This window comes from Acinetobacter calcoaceticus ANC 3811 (assembly GCF_000399665.1).
Classification (GTDB): domain Bacteria; phylum Pseudomonadota; class Gammaproteobacteria; order Pseudomonadales; family Moraxellaceae; genus Acinetobacter; species Acinetobacter calcoaceticus_B.
The window spans coordinates 734,649-761,223 of record NZ_KB976986.1 but is presented as its reverse complement, the minus strand read 5'-3'; the positions used below and the strand labels follow the sequence as shown (position 1 = coordinate 761,223).

The following is a 26,575-nucleotide window of genomic DNA, read 5'->3' as shown; positions in this document are numbered from 1 at the left end:
ATAAAAACTTAAGAAATCTTGTATTCAGCCTTTCTGTTTCGCTATAGTACACCTAGCAACGTAGACTGAAAGTATAAGCGATCATGCTGTCTAATACTGATATGAATCAATTGAAAAGATTAAGTTTTGCCGTGACATTGAGTTGTTTATGTTCATCTCTTGTCTTTGCAGAATCAACAGACTGCTCTAATTCTGGAGCTGAGCTTAAAATCTGCTCAAAAACATTTAGTGAATCGAGAAAGGAACTCAATAATAAATATCTTTCTGCATATTTAGTTACTGATGCCCCCTTACAGCTTTTACAGGATACACAAAAGTTATGGTCTAAACATACTCAGCAATGCAAGAGTAATACATGTATTCAACAACAGTTTGATTTACGTAATGACGACCTAAATTTTTATGCATCACTTAAGCAAACGCTTACCCAACATTATCTTAAGTTTGAAAATGGACATCTAGCAGCACAGCCTGTTCACATTCAGGTCCATCAGCTCGCAAAGGATAAAATTAAGATTGAAGGAATAGCATACCGCAATCCAAATAACCGCAAAGAAACTCAAACGATTTCTTTAATGGCCTATAGTTCTCCTGAACAAAAAAGTGAAATTTTAGATAATGAACACAACTGTAAATATCAGTTTAATTTTCAAAAAGCTTTACTTAATGTGAAGACCCAACAAAAGGGCTGTGAGCGTTTTAGCGGAATCTACCGATTATATGATTAGTACGTAAAATAAAAGCCAGTGTTTGAACACTGGCTTTTTACTTTCTAGGCAGGATATTTTTGAGCAATATCCTGACCGACTAAAACAGCAGTAGCCGCTGATAAAGTCCACCCTAAGTGCCCATGTCCTGTATTGTAGAAAATACGAGGTTGTTTAGACTGCTTCACCACAGGCAGCATATTAGGCATCATAGGTCTTAAACCGGCCCAAGGCACCACGTGCTCCGTTGAAATATCAAAGTTACGGTTTACCCAATTCACCAGTGGTTGAATACGATCAGCCCGTATATCGCGGTTGTAACCATTAAATTCAGCAGTTCCCGCCACGCGCAACCGATCCTTACCTAAACGAGAAGTCACAATTTTAGCACTCTCATCTAGCAAGCTGACCCACGGTGCATTCTTTACGCTTTGCTCATCTTTTAGTTGCACAGTAATTGAATACCCTTTTACTGGGTAGACATTTACTCGCTCCCCAATCATATCGGCGAGCTGATAACTTCCTACACCACCGCAAACTACAAGCACATCACCTTCGATCTGAATGCTATCGGATTCAACAAGATAAGGATGCTCTGAGCTTGGCTGACAACTTACGATCACTTTGTCTGGATGACACTTAATATCTGTAACTTCCAGACCGAATTTATACTCAACACCGTATTGTTTAGTCTTTTCAGCCAAAGAGGTTGAATATTTATGAATATCCCCCGTTGCATCACTTGGTGTGTAATAACCACCAAAATATTCACCTGTTAATGATGGCTCTATGGTTTTCATCTCATCAGGTGAAACCGAATAGCGCTCCAATTTGCCTTTATTCAAGACATCATTAACTTGTTTAGCGATCTCGTAGTCAGCCTTACTATGATACATATGAAGAATGCCACGTTTTTCCAAATCAAACTGAAGCTGCTCTTTTTCTGCAACTTCAAACAAGCGCTTACGAGCCAGTAATGCCAATCGGACTGTCTCAATCGTATTCGCTTCATAGTGTTTAATATGGGATAAAAACTCAACGAGCCAGCTATACTTATGCAAACTAAATGAAGGGTTCAGCAATAGCGGTGCATCTTTTTGTCTCATCCATTTAAAGCCTTTAACTACAGTGGCTTTTTGGTTCCATACTTCGGCATTACAAGCCGATAATTGCCCTCCATTGGCAAATGATGTTTCCATTGCAGGATATAGATGTCGATCAATCACTGTGACTTGATAACCCAGTTGTGATAATTCATAGGCAGAGGTAACCCCTGTGATTCCCGCACCTATCACAATAACATGTGGCATAACAGACTCCTCAGAAATGCAAAACATTTCATCAGTACAGCCCATCTGTCATTGGTACCTGAGAGTTTCGACCCCAACGTTACCTTTTAACGTTTAGATCTTCCCCTTCGGTGAGTTTATAATTTATAAGTTATTATTTTCAATTCTTATAAATCTAAGCTTCTCTCCAGATTTTTTAATTATTACAGTCCTTCTGCCTGAGAGTTTCCGGGCTTGTTGCTCCTTCGGCGGGTTCTTTCGAACCTCTCTCCCGCAATAATTTTGTATTTATATAAGCAATGTATCTGCCACTTTAAAAAAAACGCATTCTTTTCTTGTAAACTTTTGTACCAGCAATTATCAATTTATAAGTTATTAATTTAATTATAGAAATAAAAAAGGTGAATTTTTATAAATTCACCTTTTGTGTTTAATTAGAATTTTCCATTCAGCACTGGGTCTGAAACTGTGCCCTTCCATTGCTCACGCAAGGTTGGTAAATAAAATTTCTCACCAATAGTGACCAATTCCGCATCAATCAATGCGTGAACTTCATGCATAAAAATATAATCAAGTGCAACCAAAGAAAGTTCATGATTTTTTTGTGCTGTTTTCTTACGTTTCGCTTGAGCTTGTTTCACCAACTCATTCGCAAAGTTTTTATCTTTATAAGCCGTAATTGCATTTAAACGGAGTTCAATAACACCCCATCCAGCCAATAGCTTTTTAAAGACATCAAAATCTTCTGAAGTTGATTCCCATGTTACATTTTCTAAATCATTATCATCAGGTAAAACTGGCAATAACAGGTCACCTGTACTTGGGAAAATCTTTTTAAGATTTAACAGAAACTTAACAGGCTGATCACCGGGATAATCATTAAATTGCACATGTTGTTGGGTATCTGTTAAATAAATAGAGAGCATTCAAAAATCCTTAGCTAAGCTTCTGTTTTCAACTACTTTATCTTCAATCTTGCAAAATAAATGCAAAACAAAAACAATATAAAAACAGGACAAGGTGGGCATTTTAACAATTATGACAGCTTATTCAACGCTAATTCGCCATTAATTAGTGAAACTTACTCCGTCTTGATAAAAAGCCCTCCGAAAAGAGCTCTTGTTGATACAGGTTCAATTTTTGTTAATGCTAAAAGCCGACCAACAACTAGTCTTTAGTAGGGCTTCTTATACCTTAATAGATACAACTAATCAGATTTTTGAATGAGGTTGTTCGCTTTTCTTCTAAATTAAATTTAAGAAATGAACTCTTCTGCCGTTTTTAACTTAGCAAAAGCATTACTTAAAACTTGGTTATGATGGTCAATTATTTGCTGAGCATTTAATGCTACTGAATCAGTTGTTGTATGGGCATCTGAGATTAACATCAATTTATATCCGTACTCTGAAGCAACTCTAATAGTAGTATCAATACAATACTCAGTCTTCATCCCAGTAATGATGATTTCATCAACATCAAGTTTCTCTAATACTTCTTTTAAAGCAGTATTTTTAAAGCTACTCGGATACATTTTTTCAATGACTGTATCTGTATTTGCATTAACGGATAACTCTTTAATCAACTGAGTGTTCGGTCCATTTGGATCTAATAGCGTGTCTTTCTCACCGACATGCCGAATAAAGATAATCGGTGTCTCATTCAAGCGGCAATATTCAATAAGGCTAAGAATATTTGAAAGTACAAGTTGAGCATTATGCGGCTTAGACTGGCCACCAAATAGGCCATTTTGCATATCAATGACGAGTAAAGCCGATTTTGAGTTACTACTGAGGTTTTCCATAATCTTTCTCTGTAAAACCAATAATGAGCAGAGAAAAATTAACCCAGCCATTATTGGCTGGGTTTGGTTATCTTATTAAGTCACTTTAATAAAAAATCACACGCAGCCTTCTTTAGAGGTCGTGGTGGTGGTCGTGATTTTATTCAATAAACAGTTCATTTGTTTTAACTGCCCAAAATTAAAGCTTAAATAACCATACCATAGCTTTTTCAATAAAATTAAAACTTTTTAACTTTTTATTGTATGAAATATCTTTTAAGCGCACCTAGTTCTTAAAGAAATAATTCATCATAAAAACTGATTTATTTAACTGAAAGTAAGTATTCGTATGCTGTTTTTTCATTACTCTCTAATTTAATGACTGCATCAGTTTCATCATTCAAAGTAAGGTTAAATACCTTCTCTCCGTCATAAGAAATTTGATGACCCATACGAAATTCTGAATCCATTGATTCAAGAATAATAAAATTTCCTTCGATATTCGAAGCGATATAGTAAGTGTTGTTCCGATGAACATATCTAATTGTGTACATCAATATTTAAATTCCATCTAAAAAATTATGTTTTTTCTTAATTAATAAAAAAGGCTGCTTCCTCTTTTCACCCAGAAATAAGCCTAACGAAAAAGTTGTTTAAAACTAGAATTGGAAAGATGCATACAGTCATTTTCCAATTTGATAACACCTAAACTCCATCAATATAAATCGAATTAAAAATAAAATAATTCAAATATTTAAAACCAAAAAACATATAAATTTATGCTAGCTTGAAAAGATCCATCCCTTCTTTTGATTTCTAACACCAATCATTTAGCGCTAAATTTATATACAGATATTACAGAAATACTTAATAATAAAAAACCCCGCCATTAGTCGATACCTGCTTGGTTTTCTTATACCGTCATACGTTTGACAGAATTAACTTTCTAATGGCTTAACTTCTATTTAAATTAATCTTTACACTTAATTTTCAAAACGGCTGCTTTGGTATTTACTGGAATAAGCATTCCTGAATTATAGACAGTATGATGATTTACGATTTTGTTATTGCTATCCAACTCATCAAAACCCTTATCTTTACATATTTCTTCTGCTTTACCGATTAACTTTGCCCTCAAAGCTTTTCTTGAACCAAATGCATTACTTTGAGCATGAAGTTGATAAACCCCAGGATTCAGCTCAGCTACAGTAGGTGGAAACATTTGTAGACAACCCGACAAGGTACAAGTTATTACTGCTAAAACAACTATTGATTTAGTTTTTCCCATTTATTTGAACTTAAAATAAAATAACGTAGCAAAAATAAAGCCTAGATATGACATCCATATTTCAAGGTATAAAAAAAGCCTACTTTTTCAAGTAGGCCTTCCCCTTATGATTTTTTGCGCTGATCATTCAGGACTTTTGTTGTACTTAGCAACTCGCGGATATTACAGAAGTATTTAAGAATAAAAAAGCCATTAGAAGAGATTATTTACTATTTGGTGAAACCATTTTTTCAGGTTTAACCACTTCATCAAATTGCTCTGCTGTAACTAAACCAAGCTCAACAGCAACCTGCTTCAAAGTTTTATTTTCCTTATAGGCAGTCTTGGCAACTTTTGCAGAATTTTCATAGCCAATCACTGGGTTTAAAGCAGTGACCAACATGAGCGAATTATGTAAGAAGTGATCAATTTTATCCTGATTAGGTTCAATTCCTACCGCACAGTGGTCATTAAAACTATTACATGCATCACCAAGCAATTGAATAGACTGCAATAAGTTATAAGCAATCACAGGCATAAATACGTTTAATTCAAAGTTACCGGAAGCACCAGCCACATTAATGGTCGTATCATTTCCAAGCACTTGTGCAACAACCATGGTCATTGCTTCACTTTGTGTTGGGTTTACTTTACCCGGCATAATGCTTGAACCAGGTTCATTTTCTGGAATACGGATTTCACCGAAACCACAGCGTGGACCACTCGCCAACCAACGAATATCATTCGCAATTTTATTTAAACTAACTGCAAGCGTTTTTAATGCACCAGAAGCAAAAACAGCTGCATCACGTCCTGCCAATGCTTCAAATTTGTTTGGAGCAGTCACAAATGGTAAGCCTGTAAGCAAAGCAAGCTGATCGGCTGCTTTCACTGCATAGTCAGGATGTGCATTTAGCCCTGTTCCTACCGCTGTACCACCTAATGGTAATTCATATAAACCTGTCAATGCCTGTTGCAAACGAACTAATCCATGCTCAAGCTGAGAGACATAGCCACTAAATTCTTGACCTAGTGTTAATGGAGTTGCATCTTGTAAATGGGTACGACCAATTTTAACAATAGACTGAAACTCATCTGATTTTTTTTGCAAAGTCGCTTTAAGCTGCTCTACGGCAGGAATAAGTAATTCATTGATTTGCAAACTTGCTGCTACATGAATTGCCGTTGGAAATGAATCATTCGTTGATTGAGCACGGTTGACATGATCATTTGGATGTACAGGTTTTTGTGCACCCAATACTTGACCTAATTTTTGGTTAGCAATATTTGCAATAACTTCATTGCAGTTCATGTTGCTTTGGGTACCAGAACCCGTCTGCCAGACCACTAAAGGAAACTGTGAATCCCACTTACCATCAATTACTTCTTCAGCCGCACCCACAATATATTGACTCAAATCTTGTGGTAACTGTTCAAGTTCAGCATTGGTTATTGCAGCAGCCTTTTTCACCAGCCCCATTGCTCGAATCATGGCACGGGGTAATCGTTCTTGCCCGATTTTAAAGTTCTGTAAGCTGCGTTGAGTCTGTGCTCCCCACAATGCTTCATTTGGAACTTCAATCTCACCCATAGTGTCATGTTCAATTCGTGTTTGCATAGAAACCTCAGTTGTCTGGTTAAAGAACTTACGGGCTGAAGCAAGTATTTGCTCTGGCTAGTTAATTTTTAGTATCGTACTCAAGCATTCCATTATTGTAAATAAGAATCATTATCTTATCTTCCATTTAATGTATTTTGATAAAAGCGCCATTCATCTTCAATCATTTGTTTTAACGGTCGTTTAGGTACCCAATTCAATAATGTTTTTGCTTTAGTTATGTCTGCCCCAACTTGACCTAACTCAACATGTTTGTAAATTGCGGGTTGAGTCGGAATTTCAGCTTGGGTTACTTGTGAAATTTCATCTAGTAATTGACGAACAGAGTGAACTTGGTCATGGGCAATATTAAATGCCTCACAACAATGTGTTTGATCACGTAGCCAATGTAAGCTTGCAGTCACAGCTTCACACACATCTAAAACGTGTAGAAAACTGCGTTCAGTCGTATGATCTGATGTTTCAGCTTGATCTTGTAATTCAATCAAATCACGTTGCATTGCAGCAACTTGCATGGCAAGCGGTACAATATTTTTAGGAAGCTGTGCGACATACTCTCCGAGTACCCCATGTTCAAATGCACCTATAATATTAGATAAGCGCAAGATCGCAATTTTCCACTCATGATCAATTTTATAAGTATCACGGATAATTTCTTCAATCATCTGTTGAGACTTAATATAGGGATTAGGATAAGTATAATTAAATTCTTCTGTTTCACTTAATTGCAGTCCAGATTTTCCATAAGCTGCAAGGCTAGACAGATGAATAAAGTGACGAACACCTGTGCGTTGCATGGCACGTAGTAAACTCATGATGCAACTGACATTATCATTATAATATTCAAGAGGTTTAAGATTAGATTCTTCAATTGATTTAAACCCAGCAGTATGAATAACTGCATCAATTGAATATTGCTCGAAGACCTTATTCAATGCTGGCGTATTACGTACATCAAGTTTAACAAATGGAACATACATACCAGAAATAAACTCTAGCCGTTCCAGCGTTTGCAAGGTCGAATTAGCCAAATTATCGACAATTACCACTTCTTGCCCCTGAGCCATTAGACTCAAAGCAATGTGTGAACCGATAAAGCCTAAACCACCTGTCACTAAAATCATTGTATACTTACCTTTATCTTAATGCATCTACGCCCATTTAGACGTATGACCATAGTGAATTCTCAATGAGTACATTACTACTAATTACCTCTGCTCCTACTTCCATTCATGCTTGGCATGCTTTAGGACTTGCTCAGGCACTCAAAAGTAAAAATGAAGACTTTCGTGTATTCTTTTACCAAGACGGCGTGCAGGTTGCTAATGATTTTCAATGGGTTCCTGACGACCAGCGTAATTTAACGCATGAATGGCAAAAGCTTGCGATTCGACTTCCTGTATGTGTGAGTGCTGCCCTCGCTCGTGGTATTACCGATGCAGAAAATGCCAGTCGCCATCACCTTACTCATTACAACCTTGCCAAAGACTTTCAACTCATCGGGTTAGGTGAACTTGCTGATGCGGTACAGTCAGCATCTCGTCTTATTCAATTTTAAGTTACTTTGTTTGCTTAGATTGTTGCTTTTAAAAGGTATATTGTGTGAAATCTGTACTCGTTATTTTAAGCCAAGCCAACTTAACCAGTCTTCAAATCAATGAAAGCCTTTCCGCTACTATGGTTTTAGCAACCTTTGGCTCGCCAGTCAAAGTATTATTGAAAGATGCTGCGCTTAGCCTTTTACAAAATGACTTAAGCTTTAGCCAACTTCATCATGCTTTCAAAGTCGCATCAAATATGGTCGAAAGCTTTGAATTTTATGATTTAAGTCCGATTCTTATCGAAAGCAAAAATCAGCAAAATCCTTTTGTTCAACAAACAGAACAAGAGCTCGAATTTATTCAGTTAAATAATGAGTTCATTCAGTCTTTTGACCATGTCTTATATTGGTAGATGAAGGTGTAAATTTAATGAATCCATCAACACTTTATCTCGTGCAATCTACTTATCACAATACGCCGAATGTTATTGATGAATTAGGTAATCTTTATCAGGCAGGTGACCAGATTATTTTTATGGGTGATTCTGTTGCACGACTTTCTTCTAAATTGATTCAACAGTTTGCATCTGTTTCATGCTTGAGTATCGAAAAAGACTTAATCGATACGGATACTTTAGCTCAGATAAATGTATTGGACTATGATCAATTTGCAGATCTTGTTTTAACATTTAATCGCTGTATTTCTTTTAAATAATATATTTAGGCTGGTTTCATGAATTTAGAATTAGACCAAGATGGTCATTTGGTTGATTATACGATCTGGAATCCTGAAGTTGCACAAGAGCTTGCCAAGTCACTTGATATTGAATTGACCGAGTGGCATTTCGAAGTTTTAGCTGCTGTGCGTCAGTTTTATCAACAGTTTGGGCACTCTCCTGCAACCCGTCCACTCATCAAATTTTTAATGAAAACAGTAAGTCCAGATATTAATAATGCCGTTTTACAGCAACAATTTAATACTGGTTTAGTTGCCCGCCATTTAAGTCGTTTGGCAGGTGTTCCTAAACCAGCAAATTGTTTATAAAGCTAAGCAAACTTTTTAGCAGCAGCGACGCATAAAAGGGTTGCTGCTGTAACCACTAACATTGACCAGCTCACATGTTCATGCAATAAGGCTGCCGCAATGGCTAGCCCCATTAAAGGCTGTAAGAGTTGTAGTTGACTAATCGCAGCAATACCACCTTGGGCAAGTCCTTTATACCAAAAAAAGAAACCAATAAGCATGCTAAACAAAGACACATAAATGAGGCCAACTACAGCTGATGCCGATATATTCTGGAATGAAGTAGGCATATAAAAAATAGTAAGAAACAGCATGAAGGGTAATGACAAAATGAGTGCCCAACAAATGACCTGCCACCCGCCTATTTTTCTTGAAAGTACACCCCCTTCTGCATAGCCAAAGCCACAGAAAATAATCGCCATCAACATATAAAAGTCCCCTATTCCAAGTGATGTATCACCAGAAATAAAAAACATATAAGCGAAAACAACCCCACTCCCCAAGACTGCAAATATCCAGAAAAATTGATTCGGTTTTTCTCCACCTCTCAACACAGCAAATATTGCAGTTGCAAGCGGCAAAAGACTAACAAAGACAATGGAATGAGCTGCATTCATATATTGCAAAGCGAGGGCGGTAAATAACGGAAAACCAATCACCACCCCTATAGCAACAATGGCAAGAGGCCACCAATCTTGTTTGGCTGGTTTCTTTTGTTTTAAAACCGATATAAGAATAAGTCCTAAAATACCAGCAATTGCCGCACGTGCTGCGGTTAGAAAGCCCGGTTCAAACCCCATTACAGCTACACGTGTTGCGGGTAGTGACCCTGCAAAAATAGCCACGCCAATAAAACCATTTACCCAGCCATTCATAAACCTATTCATAATTTTCTCCGTCACTATACGAAGAATTTAAGCTGTGCTAAGGTGATAAAACCAGATACAGAGCAGTACAATTTAAAAGAACTGTTATGTACTCACAACCAGTACAGTTGAGATTGTAAGCCCGTGAACCAGAGCAAAACAAAAATTGAAATTGTCATTTCAGAGATTGAGCAACAAATAAAAAATCGATCTTTAATGCCCGGAGCACGCTTACCCTCTGTTCGCAAGTTAGCAAATGATCTTAGCTTTTCAGTATCAACTGTTGTAGAAGCGTATGAAAGATTAATTGCTTTAGGCAAAATCGAATCAAGAACTGGATCTGGTTTTTATATTGTTGGTCCGCTCGCACCCTTAGCTTTAAGTGAATTAGGCCCTAAATTAGATCGTTCAATTGATCCATTATGGATTTCACGTCAATCTTTGGAAGCGAAAGCAGATGTTTTTAAGCCTGGCTGCGGTTGGCTACCAGATGACTGGATGCCACTAGACAGTATTCGTAAAGCTTTAAGGATGGCTGCAAGGAGTTCAGACGCTTGTCTAATGGGTTATTCAACCCCGTTAGGATTACCAGCTTTGCGGGATTTGTTAGCAAGGCGTGCCCAATCAAAAGGAATAGATGCAAATCTGAATCAAGTACTTTTAACAGATTCTGGTACTCAATCGATCGATTTAGTTTTCCGGTTTTTACTAAAGCCCGATGACGTCGTTCTGATTGATGATCCTTGTTATTTTAACTTTCATGCATTGCTTAAAGTTCATCAAGTCAAGGTTATTGGTATTCCCTACACACCAACAGGTCCCGACTTAGAAGCATTTAAAGAAGCAATTGATAATTATAACCCACGTCTTTATATCACCAACTCAGGAATTCACAATCCAACTGGAGCAACGCTTTCTCTTTCTACGGCGCACCAACTCTTAAAATTGATTGAGCAATCTAACTTAATAGTAGTTGAAGACGATATTTTCTCAGATTTTGAATATACACCAGCTCCTAGGCTCGCGGCTTTAGATAATCTTTCACGCGTCATCTTTATTGGAAGCTTTTCTAAAACATTATCTGCTTCTATTCGTTGTGGCTATATTATTGCCAAACCTGAATGGATGGATCAGCTCACCGACCTAAAAATTGCCACAAGTTTTTCTCACAATGGTGTTTCTGCTGAAGTTTTGCTTACCGCTTTAACAGATGGCTCTTACCGTAAACATATAGAATTACTAAAAGTTCGTTTAGCAAAAGCGATGCACGATACGATTACAAAACTTGAACCTCTGGGTATAAAGCCATGGATTAAGCCTCAAGCGGGAATTTTTGTTTGGTGCCATTTGCCAGAGGGTATTGAAGCTTCAAAAATTGCGAAATATTGTATTAATCATAATGTTATTCTTGCGCCAGGCAATGCTTTTAGCCAAGCTCCTAATGCTGGTCAATTCATACGTTTTAATGTAACACAGTCAAATCATGACCACATTTATAAGACTCTAGCTGATGCTATTCAACAAGAGTCTTCATAATTTATAGCAGGGTAAATTAAGCTTGTTTCTGTTTTTGTTCAATATATGCAAAATAACCTGGCCCAGCTGAAACTTGCACTTGTTTTGCATGTAAAGCTTCATGGCAAACCGAACATACCATAACTGGTTCGAACTTATGTCCACAAGTTTTATGACGATATTCTAGTGGCTTGCCTAAGCCTTGGTCCATCCATTTATCTGCCCAATTCGCCATAGACAAAATAATTGGATAAAGTTCAAAGCCCTTATCAGTGAGTTTGTATTCAAAGCGTTCTTGACGATCAAAATAAGGAGCTTTGGCTAATATTTCATATTCAACCAAACGCTTTAAACGATCTGAAAGGACATGACGAGTTACGCCTAATGATTTTTGAAAATCGTCAAAACGTCGTATTCCCATAAAAGCATTACGTAATATTAGCATCGTCCATCGATCGCCAATCACTGATAGCATACGAGCAACCGAACAAGGTTGATCACCGATGTCATCCCATTTCATCTTTATGCGTTCCTCGATATTTCCTAGCCCAACGGCCCTATTGTTTATACCCTAAACCACTTACTACGATTTATGCAAGATTCATTATAAAAATAACTTCTTATCCACTTTATAAAAAAATTTTCATTATGAAAAAAGAGAAAGTTATTATTAAAAATTGCTAAATAAATATAACCCACTCATTTTTCATAATGAGTCATATTTATCCTTCTTTATACTTAATTTGAAATAAATACGCCTTTCAATATATTGCCTGCTTCTAGTTTTACGCCCGCTGGAATTCGAACCAAACAATTGGCCTGCATTAAGTTACTCAGCATATGTGATTGCTGTTTTGCCAGACTTTTTATTTTAAGCTGACCATTTTCAAAATAAGCATACATACGTAAAAAACGTTCACGTGCATCTTCTTTTAAATCATGATCTAAAATCGCACTAAACCACTCCGGCCCTGCTTGATTTCCCTGCAAAGTGTCAAGCAATGCCTTACCATACACCTGCATAGACACATAGACCGCAGCGGGATTACCCGGCAAACCGAGCAAATAACAACAATGATCTGTTTCTGGGTTTGAATATTCAGCAAAGAACAATGGTTTGCCAGGTTTCTGTTTTACTTTCCAAAAGATTTGTTCAAAACCAACCTCAAAAGCACATGGTCGTACAAAGTCATAATCACCGACAGAGACTCCACCTGTCGTTATAATGACATCATGGCCGTCTTTTAACTGATTAAAGTAATGTGTGACTTGCTCTGCCTCATCTGCCACATGAATCAGTTCAACATCCAAGCCATAATCTTCAAACCAAGCTTTTAATAATGGCCCATTTGCATCAAAGATTTTGCCGTCGACAAGATCTTCTGCAGTTTCTGCAACTTCATCACCAGTCACTAAAACAGCAACTTTCGGTGCACGATAAACTTCAACCATTTGCACACCTGCCATACTTAAGGCAGCCAAGCTTCCAATATTTAGAAACTGTCCAGCTTGTGCAAGCAATTGACCTTTCTGGATTTCTTCTCCTGTAAAACGAATATCAGCTTGAGGACGTATATGTTCAGTTAAGCAAATTTCTTGGGTCGAAAGAACTGATACGATTTCCTGCCGAGCAACATGTGTTGTACCTTCAGGAGTTTTACCGCCTGTGAATATGCGGATAGCCTGACCTTCATTAAGTACGTCATGACTCTCACTTCCCGCTCGAATCTCACCAGTAACCTGAAATTCTTGATTATTTAAATCTTCCGCATGGCTACAAAGTGCGTAACCATCTACAGCACTTTGAGAAAAGCTTGGAAGATTAATTTCTGAATAAATTTCTTTAGCGAGATATCTACTTAGACTGTTTTGAAGAACTTGGTTAATCGAACCCAACTTTTTTGGCTGCTTAATAATCAGCTCAAGTGCTTCATCTACACTAATTAATCCACGTTCTGTACCACAACCTGACATTACTCATATCCTCCCGGATGCGGTAAATCACGGCACACATCAAAAATATGAACGAGGGCTGGTAAAATAGCAGCCATTGATTCACTTGCTCCACCGCGGCTTCCCGGTAAAGTCACCACCAATGAGCGATCAATAAAACCAGCTACTCCGCGAGACATTGCAGCATATGGCGTGCGTTTTTGTCCAAAAGATCGTGCAGCTTCCATTAAGCCGTCTAGCTTACGCTCAAGAAGTGGCTCTAATGTATCGACCGTAATGTCACGCTTACCAATTCCAGTTCCACCCACCGTCATAATGCAAGCATATGACTTACTCAGCTCAAGCACTAAATCTTTTAGAACATCTGCTTCATCAGGCAAAATTTGATAATGGATCGGATCAAACCCTGCTTCAGTTAAAGTTTCAACCACAGATTTTCCGGCTGTATCGGGTTTTCTACCGGCTGCAACGGTATCGGACAACACAATGACAGCAGCCGAAACGGGTTGACGAAGAACACGTTTAAAGTGCGATTTCCCACCCTTTTTCTTAAGCAGTTTACATTGATCCATCCAGAGTTCTTCTGGCTCACAATGTGGTTTTAACATGTCGTAAATGGTTAAACCTGCAAGACTTGCAGCTGTGAGGGCTTCCATTTCTACCCCAGTAGGGCCAATGGTTTCGACCACGGTAATAATCTTTACAAAATCATGTTCTAATTCATATTCAACATCTGCGCGATAAATCGGCAGTGGATGACACAAAGGAATCAGCTCATCAGTGCGTTTGGCTGCCAAGATTCCTGCCACACGTGCGGTTTTTAATGCATCACCTTTTTCGGTGTTCCCTTGTCTTAATAACTCAATACAATGTGGAGGCGCATATAAAATCGCTTGTGCTTCAGCAACACGATAACTTTCCGGCTTCATTCCTACGTTTTTCATTATTTATCCTAGACGTACATATTTCAGTGTGAGTGTTCATGGCCGGCATGATGGTGGTGATGCTTGTGTTCTTGTGGCGCATCTTTGCGAATACAACAACCTTCTACATAATGACTCGTACCGTCTGTAAAGAACTCTTCTTTAAAAACTGGCACTTCATGCTTCACTCGCTCAACCGCTTCCTCACATGCTTGAAAAGCTTCACGGCGATGGGCTGCATAAGCAATCGCAATAATGGCTGTTTCACCTACATCCAGATGACCGATTCGATGAACCACTCGCACATAAGATACCTGATACTTTTTCTCAATTTCCAGTTCAATTTCACGTATCATTTTTTCAGAAAGTGGCTTATATGACGTATATTTCAACGCTTTAACAGCTTTACCCTCATGGTGATTACGAACCGTACCTATAAAAATATCGATTCCTCCACATTCAGGAAATGATTGGATAGGATCAAAAGTATCTAAACTTAAAGCCTGCTCTTGTATACGTGCAAAATCTCGCATGACTCACCCTCCTGCAACTGGTGACAATAAAACCAAAGTACATGGCTCACTTAAAGCAGATTGTCTCGTTATGACATTATCGCCAATCGCACATGCACATTTTTCCATGGCTTGTGTAGATTCTGGATGTAATGAAACAATTTCATCTAATACATCTTTAACCAAAATATGATTGGGACAAACCAACGAAAGGTTTTGAGGAAGCAATTTTTCAATTGCGCCAAACGCTTCTATTTTAATTTGGATAGATTGCTGCATTTATCCCCCAAGCATATGCATACTGATTTTACGGGTTTGTTGATGTTGTAAGGCATGAAAGCCTTTAGCTTTGTGCCAAATATACGGCATAACCATATCTGTTAACTGTTGAACATACATTGCATGATCAGCTGTCGTACGTGCACGTAATAATGATTGAAGCTGCGGTTTAATATTTAGACCTTGCGGTGCAAATAAACAGTTGTAGAGTTCGCCTTGTGCAGTTAACCGTATACGGTCGCATTGATGGCAAAATGAATGAGTGATTGTGGAAATAATTCCAAGAGAGTAGCTATTATTGATTAGATATTGGCGTGCTGGCTCATGCTGTTGTTCGACAACCTCTACTGAATAATGTGGTTGCAAAGCCTGTAAAATTTCAGCTTCACTCACCACATCTTTGCTAGACCAAAGCGCATCGCCATCAAGTGGCATAAACTCAATAAAGCGTAAAGGAATATGATTGGCGATTGACCATTTAACCATCGGTAAGATCTGATCATCGTTTTTATTTTTCATCAATACGCAGTTAATTTTGAATGGTAATCCGACATCTTTAGCAGCTTGAATACCCTCGAGAACAGGTTCTAATTTTTTCTTGGTTAGCTCTTTAAACTGAATAGCATCAAGACTGTCTAAACTAATATTTAGGTCATCTAATCCCGCATCTTTTAACTGCCTAGCGTATTTTGCAAGGTAATGCCCATTTGTAGTCATTGAAATACGTTTTAGGCCTAACGCTTTCAAAGCTTGTAACTCACGAACAAAATGCACAATGCCTTGACGCATTAATGGTTCACCACCTGTAATGCGGATACTTTCAACACCATGTTGCACCATAAAATGACAAAATTGAAAGAGTGCCTCAAAACCAAGCAGATCTTGCTTATTCAACCATTCAGGATGTTCAGGCATGCAATATACACACTTAAAATTACAGCGATCAGTTACGGAAATACGTAGCTTTCGCTTTATACGGCCATATTGGTCTTGAAGAACCAAAGGCGTATTTTCAGAGTGATATTGTTTCATCATTTGCACTCATATCGAGAACAGTTCAAATATTGCTGACACTTTTTCTGAGCAATTAAAATAGAAATTTGCTCTTCAATAGTGCTCTGCTGTTTAAGCAAAATTTGTTCCAATTCTATTTATCATCCATAGTTTTTTTGGGGTATCAGCAAGATTAACGTCGTCCAATTTTCGTCTTAAATTTTAAAGCTGTACAAATTTAGTGCGACGTCAATCTCTTGTATGCCCTACATTATTTCTAGCATTTTTCTAGACGGATGGGTACATATTTATGGTACGGTGTTTTCGATAAAGGATCACAATGTTCACCAGACACCAAAAGATTTAATTGTGGCCCTATTGGCTCTCCACCTTGAAAGCGCATGCCATAGCCATGTGGAAGTGACACAACACCTTTTCGCATACCCTCATCAAAATCTACAGTTACCTGAATTTCTCCGTGTTGTGAGATACATTTGAGTTGATCTCCTACTGCTACATTCAAGTTTGTTGCGTCTTCAGGATGAATTCGCAAAGCCCCTTCTGCATCTACTTTTCGCCATGCAGGGTCACGGTAAATCTGATTAGCGTTATAGCTACGGCGCTCCCCTGACAAAAGTATGAAAGGAAACTCTTCAATACTAAATTGATGATTTTTTAAATTTGCCAACTCACTCAACATTTCGGGAATAGCCAGACGTATTTTTTTGTCTTTGTATGCAACAAGCTTCCACATTTCATCATATTCATGTTGTGATAACACCACACCTGAACGCTGATTTAAAATTTGCTCAAACAACCGAACACCTAACGTCAACGGATTACCTTTGTAACCTGCACGGCGCACAGCTTTAGTATGTAAAACAGAATATTGAATAGACAGAGGTAATAAAAAAGCAACTGAAGCAGCTGAGTTTTCTAAATGTTTACCTAAAGTGCGATAGAGAATTGAAGCTGCAAAAGGAATGTATTTTTTATGTCGAGCAAAAGTTAAACCCAAAGCTGACAGATAAGGTAAATAGGCTGTTTTTTTCGAGTCGACCGCAGCTATTTTTTCTAACACTGGAAAGCTTTTAGGAATGACCTTCATGGCTTCAAGTAATCGTGTATAAATTTCTGCTTCGGGTAACGTATTGCCTTGGGCAGTGAATACCGGATGTCTCAGGTGAAAACCGTTTTTAGGAAACTCAAGATTAAAACCTGTAAATTCCCATTTTTCAAATTGCGTATGTGCAGGCAAAATATAATCTGCAAACCGAGCGGTTTCTGTCATAGCAACATCGACTACGACCAACAAATCTAATGCTTTAAATGCTTTTTCGTAGGCAGGTGTATCAGGGTAGGTTAATAAAGGATTACAGCTATCTACAAAAACTGCGCGAATTCGTTTTTCGCCTGCTTTTAATATTTCGTCAGGTAAAATATTGGGTGGGAAAAAACCTGAGATGGGAAACATTTTATGGTAAACACTACGTCGATATTTCGGCTTTCTTTCATCTGTGTCGCTTAAAATTGGAATAAACATGGTATGTAAATTATTGGTGCCCTGCTTTCCAAAGTTTCCAGTCACTAAGTACAGTAGTTTTTCTAAATATCCATTTAATGTCGTATTTAAAGTATGTTGAATACCTAAATCAATCCGCACACAGCCTCTTTTAGCTTTGGCAAAATCTCGAACCACTTGGTAAATCAAATCGACTGGTACATCCGCTTTTGCAATATATTCTTCAATCGGGACACGGCTAAAAGTTGTTTTTACCTCTTCAAACCCTTGTGTATGCTGCTCAATAAACGCTGCATCATAAAGCTTTTCTTTAATAATGATCGCAATCATCGCCGACATTAAAAAAGCATCAGTTCCGGGTTTTAATTGCACATGAATATCTGCTTGTTTGGCTGTTTCGGTAACACGTGGGTCAAACACCACCATAGTTCGATTCGGATCTTTTTTAATATGCTTTAGGGTGTCTCGTGCATTGGGAATGCCATGTGCCTGAAAAGGATTTGTGCCAATAAAAAGAACATAATCTGCATATTCAACATCTTCTGTCGTATGGCAGGCTTGACTACCGAACAAACGCCCATTAAGCCAGAAATCACCCGTTTTTTCTTGAGCAAGAGAGTTGTAAGCATAATAACTTTTCATCGCCAGCAGAAGTTGTCTACCATAGGCTGCACCGAGATGATTACCTTGACCACCGCCCCCAACAGAAGCAAAAGCGGTCCCACCAAAATTATCTCTAATCTGGACTAATCGCTCGGCAATTTCTTGTATGGCAACATCCCAACTAACTTCTTGAAATGAACCATCTGGTTGACGCTTCAAAGGTGTAGTTAATCGGTCCGCATGCTGCTGATAGTGCTGTAATCTTGCGGCTTTTTGACAAATGTAGCCTTGTGAAAATGGATGCTCTGGATTACCTTTAATTTTGACAAATTGATTATCTTTAACTTCAACACTTAATCCGCAGTTTCTTGAACACAAAATACATGCGGTAACATCCGTTTTGTTTTCCTTTAGCGCTTCTACCATTCTGATTGACTCCCTTTATTTTTATACATTTCAATGGAAAGAAATATCGAGTTCCAAAATAGAACTTAAACAATAAATAGTCAACCGCATAAAGGTTAAAAATGTGGTTCACTTGACCAATGTAAATTTTAAACCGCTAATATCCGAAGTTAATTTGCTGTAAAAATTTCTTTAAATGCTGTGATTTGTTTGTATTGCTGAAGCTCATCTAGAGAATTGATGCTATGAAAAAATAAATTTTGTTTTTGAAATATGGCGACTTGTGCATGCAAAAGCTTAAAGCATTCTTTCAAACTTAATCGTTGTTTTTCAATTTGCTCTGTAATGGTAATGAGGCTTTCTCGTTTTAATAAGCAAAATGGATACAAAGAATCTCCATTAATTGAAACATAAGCTGCCTGAGCCTGTTTATTTTTCCGAAGTGTACTGTGTAATTTGGCAACGACTTGTGTTGGGACATACGTCACGTCACAGGGAATAAACAAAACATAATCTGCTTCTACATGAGACCATGCACTTTTCATTCCCATAAGCGGCCCGAAAAAGCCAGATTCATCATCTTGAAAACATTTAATATCTGGCACAATACTTTGATAAATTGAATAATCACGATGACTATTGACCCAAATTTTAGACACAGATGATCTTAATTTCTGATGAATTTTAAGAAGTTGGGGTTCACCATCAAATTGCTGCAACAACTTATTTAAACCGTTCATACGGCGGGCTTGTCCACCCGCTAGAATGACCAGATCAGTTACGGGATATCCCTTATTCACACTTCTACCTCCTGTTGGCAAGCTTTAATCAGGCCACGGATTTCAGGTAAACATGAACCACAGTTACCACCTGCTTTTAAACAAGCAGTGACCTGTTTTTCATGAGTAATGTTTTGCGTTTTAATGGTTTCAATAATTTTATTCTTACCCACTTTAAAACAACTACAGACTAAAGGTCCGTCATTATTTGTAGCAGACATTGGCATGCCAGCCAGTAATGCTTTTCGGTGCAAGGCACTTAAACGTTCGCGTTTAAACAGGCTGGCCACCCAATCACGATCTGGCAATAAATCTGGCGGTGCAATATATAGACTTGCAATTACGATGCCATCTTTCAAAACAACGCTATGACTTAATTGTGATGAAATATCTTCAATACTCAGCCATTCAAAAGTTTCATCTGCAAACGGCAAGAAGCTTTTCAGATTCTTTTGAGTATCGTGAAAAGTTTGACGGTCTGCAAGTTCGTAACGGTTGGTTTTCAACATTTTGACCTTGCTCCACCATGCACAGTGATGTAGCGATTCTTGAATATACGAATCGTATCCTTCACGTACATAAAGCACCCCCTGCCAAGTGGTATAGAACGGTTGAATGGTGACAGGCGTATGTTTGAACTCGGGTTCACCTGAAATCGCATCGACTTCAGGGTTAACGACTTTACCAATACGGGCGTCGGATGCGACCTGTTCAGTCCAGTGAATGGGTGCAAAAATTTGACCACGACGTACACCCGAGGAGAATGTCACGCGTAGTACACAACTGCCCCATTTCGAACGAACTTCTAACAAGCCTTGATCACGTACACCAAACTTCAAGGCATCACTCGGATGAATCTCGCAGAATGGTTCAGCGCGGTGACTGGTCAAATTTGGTGACAAACCAGTACGCGTCATGGTGTGCCATTGGTCACGAATACGTCCAGTGTTCAAAATGAGTGGATAGTCTTCCGAAACCGCATGAACAGGATCAATTGCAACAGTTGGAATCAGTTTTGCCTTGGCATTTTTATGACTAAACTGTCCGTTGCCAAACAGTTGTTGAACAGCTTTAGCGTCTTGGTTTTTATTCCACACTGGCCATTGAATTGGTTGCAGAGCATCGTACTCAGCATTACTTAGGTTCATTAAACCTTTTAGATTGAAATAACGGAAATTATTACTTTCTGCACGAGCATCTATGTCTGCATTATCTTGTGCAGATAAAGCTGCATGCTCATTGAAAATATCAACAGCACTAGTGAAGTCAAAACCATTGAAGCCTAATTTTTTCGCGACTTGACTCACCGACCACCAGTCTGCTTTTGCTTCACCCGGCGCAGGTAAAAATGCGCGCTGACGTGAAATACGACGCTCAGAGTTAGTGACGGTCCCATCTTTTTCGCCCCAACCTAAAGCTGGAAGCAAAACATCAGCATAAGCTGTAGTATCCGTATCTGCGCAGATATCTGACACGACGACCAATTCGCACTTTTCTAATGCACGTTTAACTTGATCGGCATCGGGTAAACTCACGACTGGATTGGTTGCCATAATCCAGATGGCTTTAATTTTTCCAGCTTCAACAGCACGGAACAAATCAACAGCTTTTAAGCCAGCTTGAGTCGCAATAAATGGACTATCCCAAAAGGTTTGCACTACTTTTTGATGTAGTTGATTATCTAAGTCCATGTGCGCAGCCAGCATATTGGCTAAGCCACCGACTTCTCGTCCACCCATCGCATTAGGTTGTCCTGTCATTGAAAATGGAGCGGCACCGAGCTTACCAATTTTGCCTGTTAGTAAATGGCAGTTAATAATGCTATTGGCCTTATTCACACCCTGACTTGATTGATTCACACCCATTGAAAATAAGGTGATTACCTTTTCAGTCTGCGCAAATTTCTCAAAGAACTGTTGCAATTTATCGAGTGCAATTCCTGTACGCTTTGCCACATATTCCACATTAGCTTCTGGCTCGCTGCTTTCCAAAACCTCTTGCAAACCTTCAGTATAGGCATCCACAAAGGCCTGATCGGCATGACCATTTTGATATAAATATTGGAATAGACCGTTGAACAATGCGACATCTTGGCCCGGTAAAATCGGCAAATGTAAATCCGCTTGTTCACAAGTACTGGTAAAACGTGGGTCAATTACCACCACGAGCATATCCGGATTTTGGCTTTTAGCCTGCATGATCCGCTGATAAAGTACAGGATGGCACCATGCGGTATTAGAACCAACCAATACCACCATGTCTGCATGTTCAAAATCTTCATAACTCGCTGGGACAATATCTTCACCGAAACTACGTTTATGACCTGCCACCGCAGATGACATGCAAAGGCGTGAGTTGGTGTCGATATTTGCAGTACCCAAATAACCTTTTACAAACTTGTTCACCACATAATAGTCTTCGGTCAAAAGCTGACCTGAAACATAAAATGCAATGCTGTCACGACCATATTGATCGATACAAGATTGGAATTTATCGGCAATTTTATTGATTGCCGCATCCCATGTCGTTACCACCCGATCAGCTTTGCGCCCCATCATTGGTTGTAAAACACGTGTTTCTAATCCCAATGTATCCGCAAGACGGCTACCTTTGATACATAAGCGTCCAAAGTTGGAAGGATGCTCAGCATCCCCCTCAACTTGCACCACAGGCCCTTGAGGTTTTTGTTGGACGTTTACGCTAACACCGCAACCCACCCCACAATATGGACATGTTGTTTTGATTGTTTTTGCAACATGATCGGAGCTATCGACTTCAACGCTTGGAATACTGTTCATAACTGCTCCTTTCCCTATTTAGCCTGCATTTTTTAATGCAAAATCTCGACCAAATAGCAGTTTATTTCTGAATGAAGAAACAGGTGTTTGGTCTGCAATTAACTCTGCATACCACATGCCATCTTCTGTATCACCGAACAGTACTGCGCCAATTACTCGATCGCTTTGAATGATAATGCGTTTATAAATCTGGCGTTTTTCATCGTTTAAAATAATGTCTTCATAATCATCTTTCGGTTCAAAATTGCCCGCCGAGAATACATCGACACCACTGACTTTCAACTGAGTCGGTACAGTTGGTGCTTTAAAGGTTAAGCTGCCGTGCTCTGCTAAATGGGTCGCGCAAATAAAAGCTTGCCCCCACAGTGGTTCAACCAAACCGAAAGTTTGACCACGATGTTCGATACACTCACCTACAGCATAAATACTTGGATCAAACGTTTGCATGGTGTCATTCACCAATACACCACGGTTACAACGTAATCCTGCACTTTGTGCCAAGCTAATATTTGGACGAATACCCACTGCAAATACCACAAGGTCAGCTTCTAAAACGGTGCCATCTTTCAAGCGTATTTGCTTCACATGACCGTTTCCATCACCAATTAACGCTTCTGTATTAGCTTCGGTAATAATGTTAATACCTTTTTGATCAATGCTATGACGCAGTAACTGGCTCGCACGGCTGTCAAGTTGACGCTCCATAATCCGGTCCATCAAATGCAGCACGGTCACATTCATACCGCGTTGTTTTAAACCGTAGGCCGCTTCTAAACCGAGTAAACCACCACCAATCACGACTGCATTGGTTTTTGAACCGCAGTACTCAATCATGGTGTTAACATCATAAATATCACGGAAAGTTAAAACGCCTTTTAAGTCAACACCTTTAACTGGTGGAATAAACGGAGCCGAACCTGTTGCCAAAATCAAACGATCATAATCAACTGTTTGCTCTTTTTCGGTGTAAACCACTTTACGAGGACGATCAATTTTTACCGCTTTATCGCCTGCAATAAATTTAATGCCTTTATCGCTATACCACTTTGGCGGGTGCAACATAATATCTTCAATGGTTTTTTCACCCGATAAAACTGGAGATAACATAATGCGGTTATAGTTACCCCAAGGTTCTTCACCAATTACCGTGACTTCATAACGGTCTGGGGCCATATCAAGTAAATCTTCTAGGCAACGCATTCCTGCTAAACCATTACCAATCAGTACCAGTTTAAGTTTGTCTTGAGATACACCTGTATTGGTAATATAAGTTTTTTGCGGTATTGCATTGACCCAAACACGGCCATCAACAATTTTGCTTGGATAAACTGAAAGTTTTTGATCTTTATCTTCTAAACAGCGCCCCGTTGCTAAGCTGAAATGTTGTTTATAGATTGGTGATGCAATAACACGCTCGCCTTGTAAATCGCCAATAATTCCACGGCTCATGACATTGGCTTGGCTAAACGGATCTTTATTGCTGAGCACATAAACACGTTTTTCATGTCCCACGCGGAAGATTGCAACCGCTTGACCATCCACTAGCGCACCTGCGCCAGTATTTGGAGTTAAGTCATCAAGTGCACACACATCAATCCATTGACCATCAGGAAGCATATTTTTGTCTTGTACAATATTCATAGAAATTCTCCTGCTTATGCTTCAACCATTGGAATACGGTCTTCTGAACGTTCAACGTCTGATAATGGGCGGATTTGACCGCGTTCAGTTGTAAATTGAATGTGTGGATCGGCCTGTTCACTCGCACCAGCATTGATATAAGTCTGGAAGCGCTTACGAACTTCAGGATTTTCTACCGCAGTACGCCATTCGTCTTGGTATGTTCCAATGATGTGTTCCATACGGCGTTCAAGCTCGGCAGCCAAACCAAGAGAATCATCAACAACTACAGATTTCAGGTAATCTAGTCCACCTTCCATGTTGTCGCGCCATACGCTCGTACGTTGTAAACGGTCTGCGGTTTGAATGTAGAACATATAGAAACGGTCGATATAACGGATAAGCGTTGCTTTATCGAGGTCAGAGGCAAGTAACTCAGCATGGCGTGGTTTCATACCACCGTTACCACAAACATAAAGATTCCAACCTTTTTCGGTCGCAATAATACCTACATCTTTACTTTGTGCTTCCGCACACTCACGGGTACAACCAGACACAGCCATTTTTAATTTATGTGGTGACCGCAAACCCTTGTAGCGATTTTCAAGCTCGATCGCTAAACCAACCGAGTTATCAACACCGTAACGACACCATGTGCTACCCACACAAGATTTCACGGTACGCAATGATTTACCGTAAGCATGACCAGACTCAAAACCAGCAGCATTCAATTCTTCCCAAATAAATGGAAGCTCATGAACTTGCGCACCAAACATATCAACACGTTGACCACCAGTAATTTTGGTGTATAGGTTATATTTCTTCGCGATTTGACCAATAGCAATCAAACCATCTGGAGTCACTTCACCGCCAGCCATACGTGGGACAACTGAGTAAGAACCATCTTTTTGGATATTACCTAAGTAGTAGTCATTACTGTCTTGTAGACCTGCATGACTTGGCTCAAGTACGAAATCGTTCCAGCAAGAAGCCAAGATGTTTGCCGCAGTCGGCTTACAGATGTCACAACCCAAACCATGGCCGTGTTGATGAATCAAGTCATCAAAAGTTTTGATTTCATTGACACGAACCAAGTGATGCAACTCTTGACGCGAGTACGGAAAATGTTCACAAATGTGGTTATTTACAGTCACACCTTGACGTTGTAACTCTGACTTTAAAACTTGAGTCACTAATGGTGCACAACCACCACATGCGGTTGCTGCTTTGGTGCATTTCTTTAATGCACCTAAAGAGGTCGAACCATCACTAATTGCTTGGCAGATATCAGCTTTCGATACGTTGTTACAAGAACAGATTGTTGCACTGTCAGGCAGTAAATCGACACCGCTACCACCAGATTTTCCTGCCGACTGCTCAAATCCCGGCATGATCAAGCTTTCAGGCACTTCTGGTAAAGCCAAACCATTCAACATCATTTGTAAAAGGTCGTTATATTCTTTGGCATCACCCACCAAAACCGCGCCAAGCAATTTGGTTTTGTCCGCATTTACCACAATCTTTTTATAAACCAGCGCATGCTCATCTGCATAGAAGTAGCTTAATGCACCCGGAGTCATGGCATGTGCATCACCAACAGAAGCAACATCCACACCCATTAATTTCAACTTGGTGCTCATGTCCGCGCCAGCAAAGCAGTTACACTCTTCATCTGAAATGTGTTTTGCTGCAATACGCGCCATGTCATAGCCCGGTGCAACCAAACCATAAATCTTGTTTTGCCAAAGCGCACATTCACCAATGGCATAAATGTTTTGATCTGAAGTTTGGCAGTAATCATTAATCACAATACCGCCACGCTCACCAATTGCGAGTCCACTGTTACGTGCAAGCTCATCACGTGGGCGAATGCCTGCCGAGAATAAAATGATATCTGCTTCAAGTTCACTACCATCAGCAAACTTCATCACATGCGTTGTGCTGTCACCACTTTCGATACATTGAGTCGCTTTTTGTGTATGAACTTTTACGCCAAGATCTTCAATTTTGCGACGTAAAACCTTACCACCCAAGTCATCAATTTGAACGGCCATTAAACGCGGTGCAAATTCAACAACGTGTGTTTCTAACTCTAAGTCACACAACGCTTTCGCTGCCTCAAGGCCGAGCAAACCACCACCAATAACCACACCTGTTTTTGCATTGAGACTCGCTGCACGAATGGCATCTAAGTCTTCAATAGTACGATAAACAAAGCAGTTTTCACGGTCATTACCCGAAATTGGGGGAACGAATGCATACGAACCTGTTGCCAACACCAATTTGTCATAGCTAATCACATCACCATGGTTGGTTGTGACTGTTTGTGCCGCTGTATCAATTGCAGTTGCTTTTGTATTAAGACGTAAATCAATACCATGTGCATCGGCAAAGTCAAAACGTGCTAAAGATAAATCTTTTGCCGATTTCCCAGAGAAATATTCTGTCAAATGCACGCGGTCATACGCGATACGAGGTTCTTCCGCGAGAATCGTGATTTCTAGTTCATCATCTGCTTTTTCTAAAATGGCTTCGATGAATTTGTGGCCCACCATACCATGACCAATCATTACCAATTTCAT

At 39.2% G+C, this 26,575-nt stretch carries 25 protein-coding genes and 1 riboswitch; of the genes, 6 read left to right on the top strand and 19 right to left on the bottom strand.

What is annotated here, in order from left to right:
• The first annotated feature begins 83 nt into the window (after positions 1–83).
• On the top strand, positions 84–728 hold the full coding sequence (locus F935_RS04830; RefSeq protein WP_016137874.1) for an A1S_1983 family putative colistin resistance protein: 645 nt from the start codon (positions 84–86) through the stop codon (positions 726–728).
• Positions 729–772: 44 nt separating this feature from the next.
• Here F935_RS04830 and F935_RS04825 read toward each other — a convergent pair whose 3' ends face one another.
• The 7 genes from F935_RS04825 to F935_RS04795 form a co-directional block, all read right to left on the bottom strand.
• Complete coding sequence (locus tag F935_RS04825; protein ID WP_016137873.1) at positions 773–2,017, bottom strand: D-amino acid dehydrogenase; 1,245 nt, start codon at positions 2,015–2,017, stop codon at positions 773–775.
• 175 nt (positions 2,018–2,192) lie between these two features.
• Positions 2,193–2,280, bottom strand: a riboswitch (glycine riboswitch).
• Between the two features lie 150 nt (positions 2,281–2,430).
• On the bottom strand, positions 2,431–2,922 hold the full coding sequence (locus F935_RS04820; protein WP_016137872.1) for a hypothetical protein: 492 nt from the start codon (positions 2,920–2,922) through the stop codon (positions 2,431–2,433).
• Between the two features lie 329 nt (positions 2,923–3,251).
• Positions 3,252–3,797, bottom strand: a complete 546-nt coding sequence (locus tag F935_RS04815; RefSeq protein ID WP_016137871.1) for a cysteine hydrolase family protein — start codon at positions 3,795–3,797, stop codon at positions 3,252–3,254.
• Positions 3,798–4,099: 302 nt separating this feature from the next.
• Positions 4,100–4,330 (bottom strand): hypothetical protein, encoded by a 231-nt coding sequence (locus F935_RS18870; protein ID WP_005306296.1) that lies wholly within the window; start codon positions 4,328–4,330, stop codon positions 4,100–4,102.
• Positions 4,331–4,746: 416 nt separating this feature from the next.
• Positions 4,747–5,064 (bottom strand): hypothetical protein, encoded by a 318-nt coding sequence (locus F935_RS04805; RefSeq protein WP_016137870.1) that lies wholly within the window; start codon positions 5,062–5,064, stop codon positions 4,747–4,749.
• 202 nt (positions 5,065–5,266) lie between these two features.
• A complete protein-coding gene (gene fumC, locus F935_RS04800; RefSeq protein WP_004643127.1) occupies positions 5,267–6,661 on the bottom strand; it encodes a class II fumarate hydratase in 1,395 nt (464 codons plus the stop codon).
• Positions 6,662–6,777: 116 nt separating this feature from the next.
• Complete coding sequence (locus tag F935_RS04795; protein ID WP_016137869.1) at positions 6,778–7,785, bottom strand: NAD-dependent epimerase/dehydratase family protein; 1,008 nt, start codon at positions 7,783–7,785, stop codon at positions 6,778–6,780.
• Positions 7,786–7,850: 65 nt separating this feature from the next.
• Between F935_RS04795 and tusD the strand changes: the two genes are divergently transcribed.
• From tusD to F935_RS04775, 4 genes are read left to right on the top strand one after another with little or no spacing between them, the layout of a single operon-like run.
• The gene (gene tusD, locus F935_RS04790; protein WP_016137868.1) at positions 7,851–8,219 is read left to right on the top strand and encodes a sulfurtransferase complex subunit TusD; all 369 of its coding nucleotides are present in this window, start codon (positions 7,851–7,853) and stop codon (positions 8,217–8,219) included.
• A gap of 44 nt (positions 8,220–8,263) precedes the next feature.
• Positions 8,264–8,614 (top strand): hypothetical protein, encoded by a 351-nt coding sequence (locus F935_RS04785; protein WP_016137867.1) that lies wholly within the window; start codon positions 8,264–8,266, stop codon positions 8,612–8,614.
• A 17-nt stretch (positions 8,615–8,631) separates the two neighbouring features.
• Positions 8,632–8,916, top strand: a complete 285-nt coding sequence (locus F935_RS04780) for a hypothetical protein (RefSeq protein ID WP_016137866.1) — start codon at positions 8,632–8,634, stop codon at positions 8,914–8,916.
• Positions 8,917–8,934: 18 nt separating this feature from the next.
• The gene (locus tag F935_RS04775) at positions 8,935–9,246 is read left to right on the top strand and encodes a TusE/DsrC/DsvC family sulfur relay protein (RefSeq protein ID WP_016137865.1); all 312 of its coding nucleotides are present in this window, start codon (positions 8,935–8,937) and stop codon (positions 9,244–9,246) included.
• A gap of 2 nt (positions 9,247–9,248) precedes the next feature.
• On the opposite strand, the gene F935_RS04770 is transcribed toward F935_RS04775, so the two are convergent.
• Positions 9,249–10,112: a DMT family transporter gene (locus F935_RS04770; protein ID WP_016137864.1), complete on the bottom strand. Its 864-nt coding sequence runs from the start codon at positions 10,110–10,112 to the stop codon at positions 9,249–9,251.
• Positions 10,113–10,235: 123 nt separating this feature from the next.
• On the opposite strand from F935_RS04770, the gene F935_RS04765 reads away from it, so the two are divergent.
• Complete coding sequence (locus F935_RS04765; protein ID WP_016137863.1) at positions 10,236–11,627, top strand: aminotransferase-like domain-containing protein; 1,392 nt, start codon at positions 10,236–10,238, stop codon at positions 11,625–11,627.
• A 16-nt stretch (positions 11,628–11,643) separates the two neighbouring features.
• On the opposite strand, the gene F935_RS04760 is transcribed toward F935_RS04765, so the two are convergent.
• From F935_RS04760 to nirB, 11 genes are all read right to left on the bottom strand, one after another.
• Positions 11,644–12,126, bottom strand: a complete 483-nt coding sequence (locus F935_RS04760; protein ID WP_016137862.1) for a winged helix-turn-helix transcriptional regulator — start codon at positions 12,124–12,126, stop codon at positions 11,644–11,646.
• 218 nt (positions 12,127–12,344) lie between these two features.
• Positions 12,345–13,580, bottom strand: a complete 1,236-nt coding sequence (locus F935_RS04755; protein ID WP_016137861.1) for a molybdopterin molybdotransferase MoeA — start codon at positions 13,578–13,580, stop codon at positions 12,345–12,347.
• Complete coding sequence (moaCB, locus tag F935_RS04750) at positions 13,580–14,503, bottom strand: bifunctional molybdenum cofactor biosynthesis protein MoaC/MoaB (RefSeq protein ID WP_003652229.1); 924 nt, start codon at positions 14,501–14,503, stop codon at positions 13,580–13,582. The genes F935_RS04755 and moaCB overlap by 1 nt, the downstream gene beginning before the upstream one ends.
• A 23-nt stretch (positions 14,504–14,526) precedes the next feature.
• Positions 14,527–15,015, bottom strand: a complete 489-nt coding sequence (locus F935_RS04745; RefSeq protein ID WP_004643135.1) for a molybdenum cofactor biosynthesis protein MoaE — start codon at positions 15,013–15,015, stop codon at positions 14,527–14,529.
• 3 nt (positions 15,016–15,018) lie between these two features.
• A complete protein-coding gene (locus tag F935_RS04740; RefSeq protein WP_003652232.1) occupies positions 15,019–15,273 on the bottom strand; it encodes a MoaD/ThiS family protein in 255 nt (84 codons plus the stop codon).
• A complete protein-coding gene (moaA, locus tag F935_RS04735) occupies positions 15,274–16,314 on the bottom strand; it encodes a GTP 3',8-cyclase MoaA (RefSeq protein ID WP_080645533.1) in 1,041 nt (346 codons plus the stop codon).
• 229 nt (positions 16,315–16,543) lie between these two features.
• A complete protein-coding gene (locus tag F935_RS04730; RefSeq protein WP_016137859.1) occupies positions 16,544–18,817 on the bottom strand; it encodes a molybdopterin-dependent oxidoreductase in 2,274 nt (757 codons plus the stop codon).
• A gap of 149 nt (positions 18,818–18,966) precedes the next feature.
• Positions 18,967–19,596, bottom strand: coding sequence for a molybdenum cofactor guanylyltransferase (mobA, locus tag F935_RS04725; protein ID WP_016137858.1), 630 nt, complete (start codon positions 19,594–19,596; stop codon positions 18,967–18,969).
• The gene (locus tag F935_RS04720) at positions 19,593–22,373 is read right to left on the bottom strand and encodes a nitrate reductase (RefSeq protein WP_016137857.1); all 2,781 of its coding nucleotides are present in this window, start codon (positions 22,371–22,373) and stop codon (positions 19,593–19,595) included. Before F935_RS04720 ends, mobA begins: the two co-directional genes overlap by 4 nt.
• 18 nt (positions 22,374–22,391) lie before the next feature.
• Positions 22,392–24,014 (bottom strand): nitrite reductase small subunit NirD, encoded by a 1,623-nt coding sequence (gene nirD, locus F935_RS04715; RefSeq protein ID WP_016137856.1) that lies wholly within the window; start codon positions 24,012–24,014, stop codon positions 22,392–22,394.
• Between the two features lie 14 nt (positions 24,015–24,028).
• Positions 24,029–26,575, bottom strand: a complete 2,547-nt coding sequence (gene nirB / locus F935_RS04710; protein WP_016137855.1) for a nitrite reductase large subunit NirB — start codon at positions 26,573–26,575, stop codon at positions 24,029–24,031.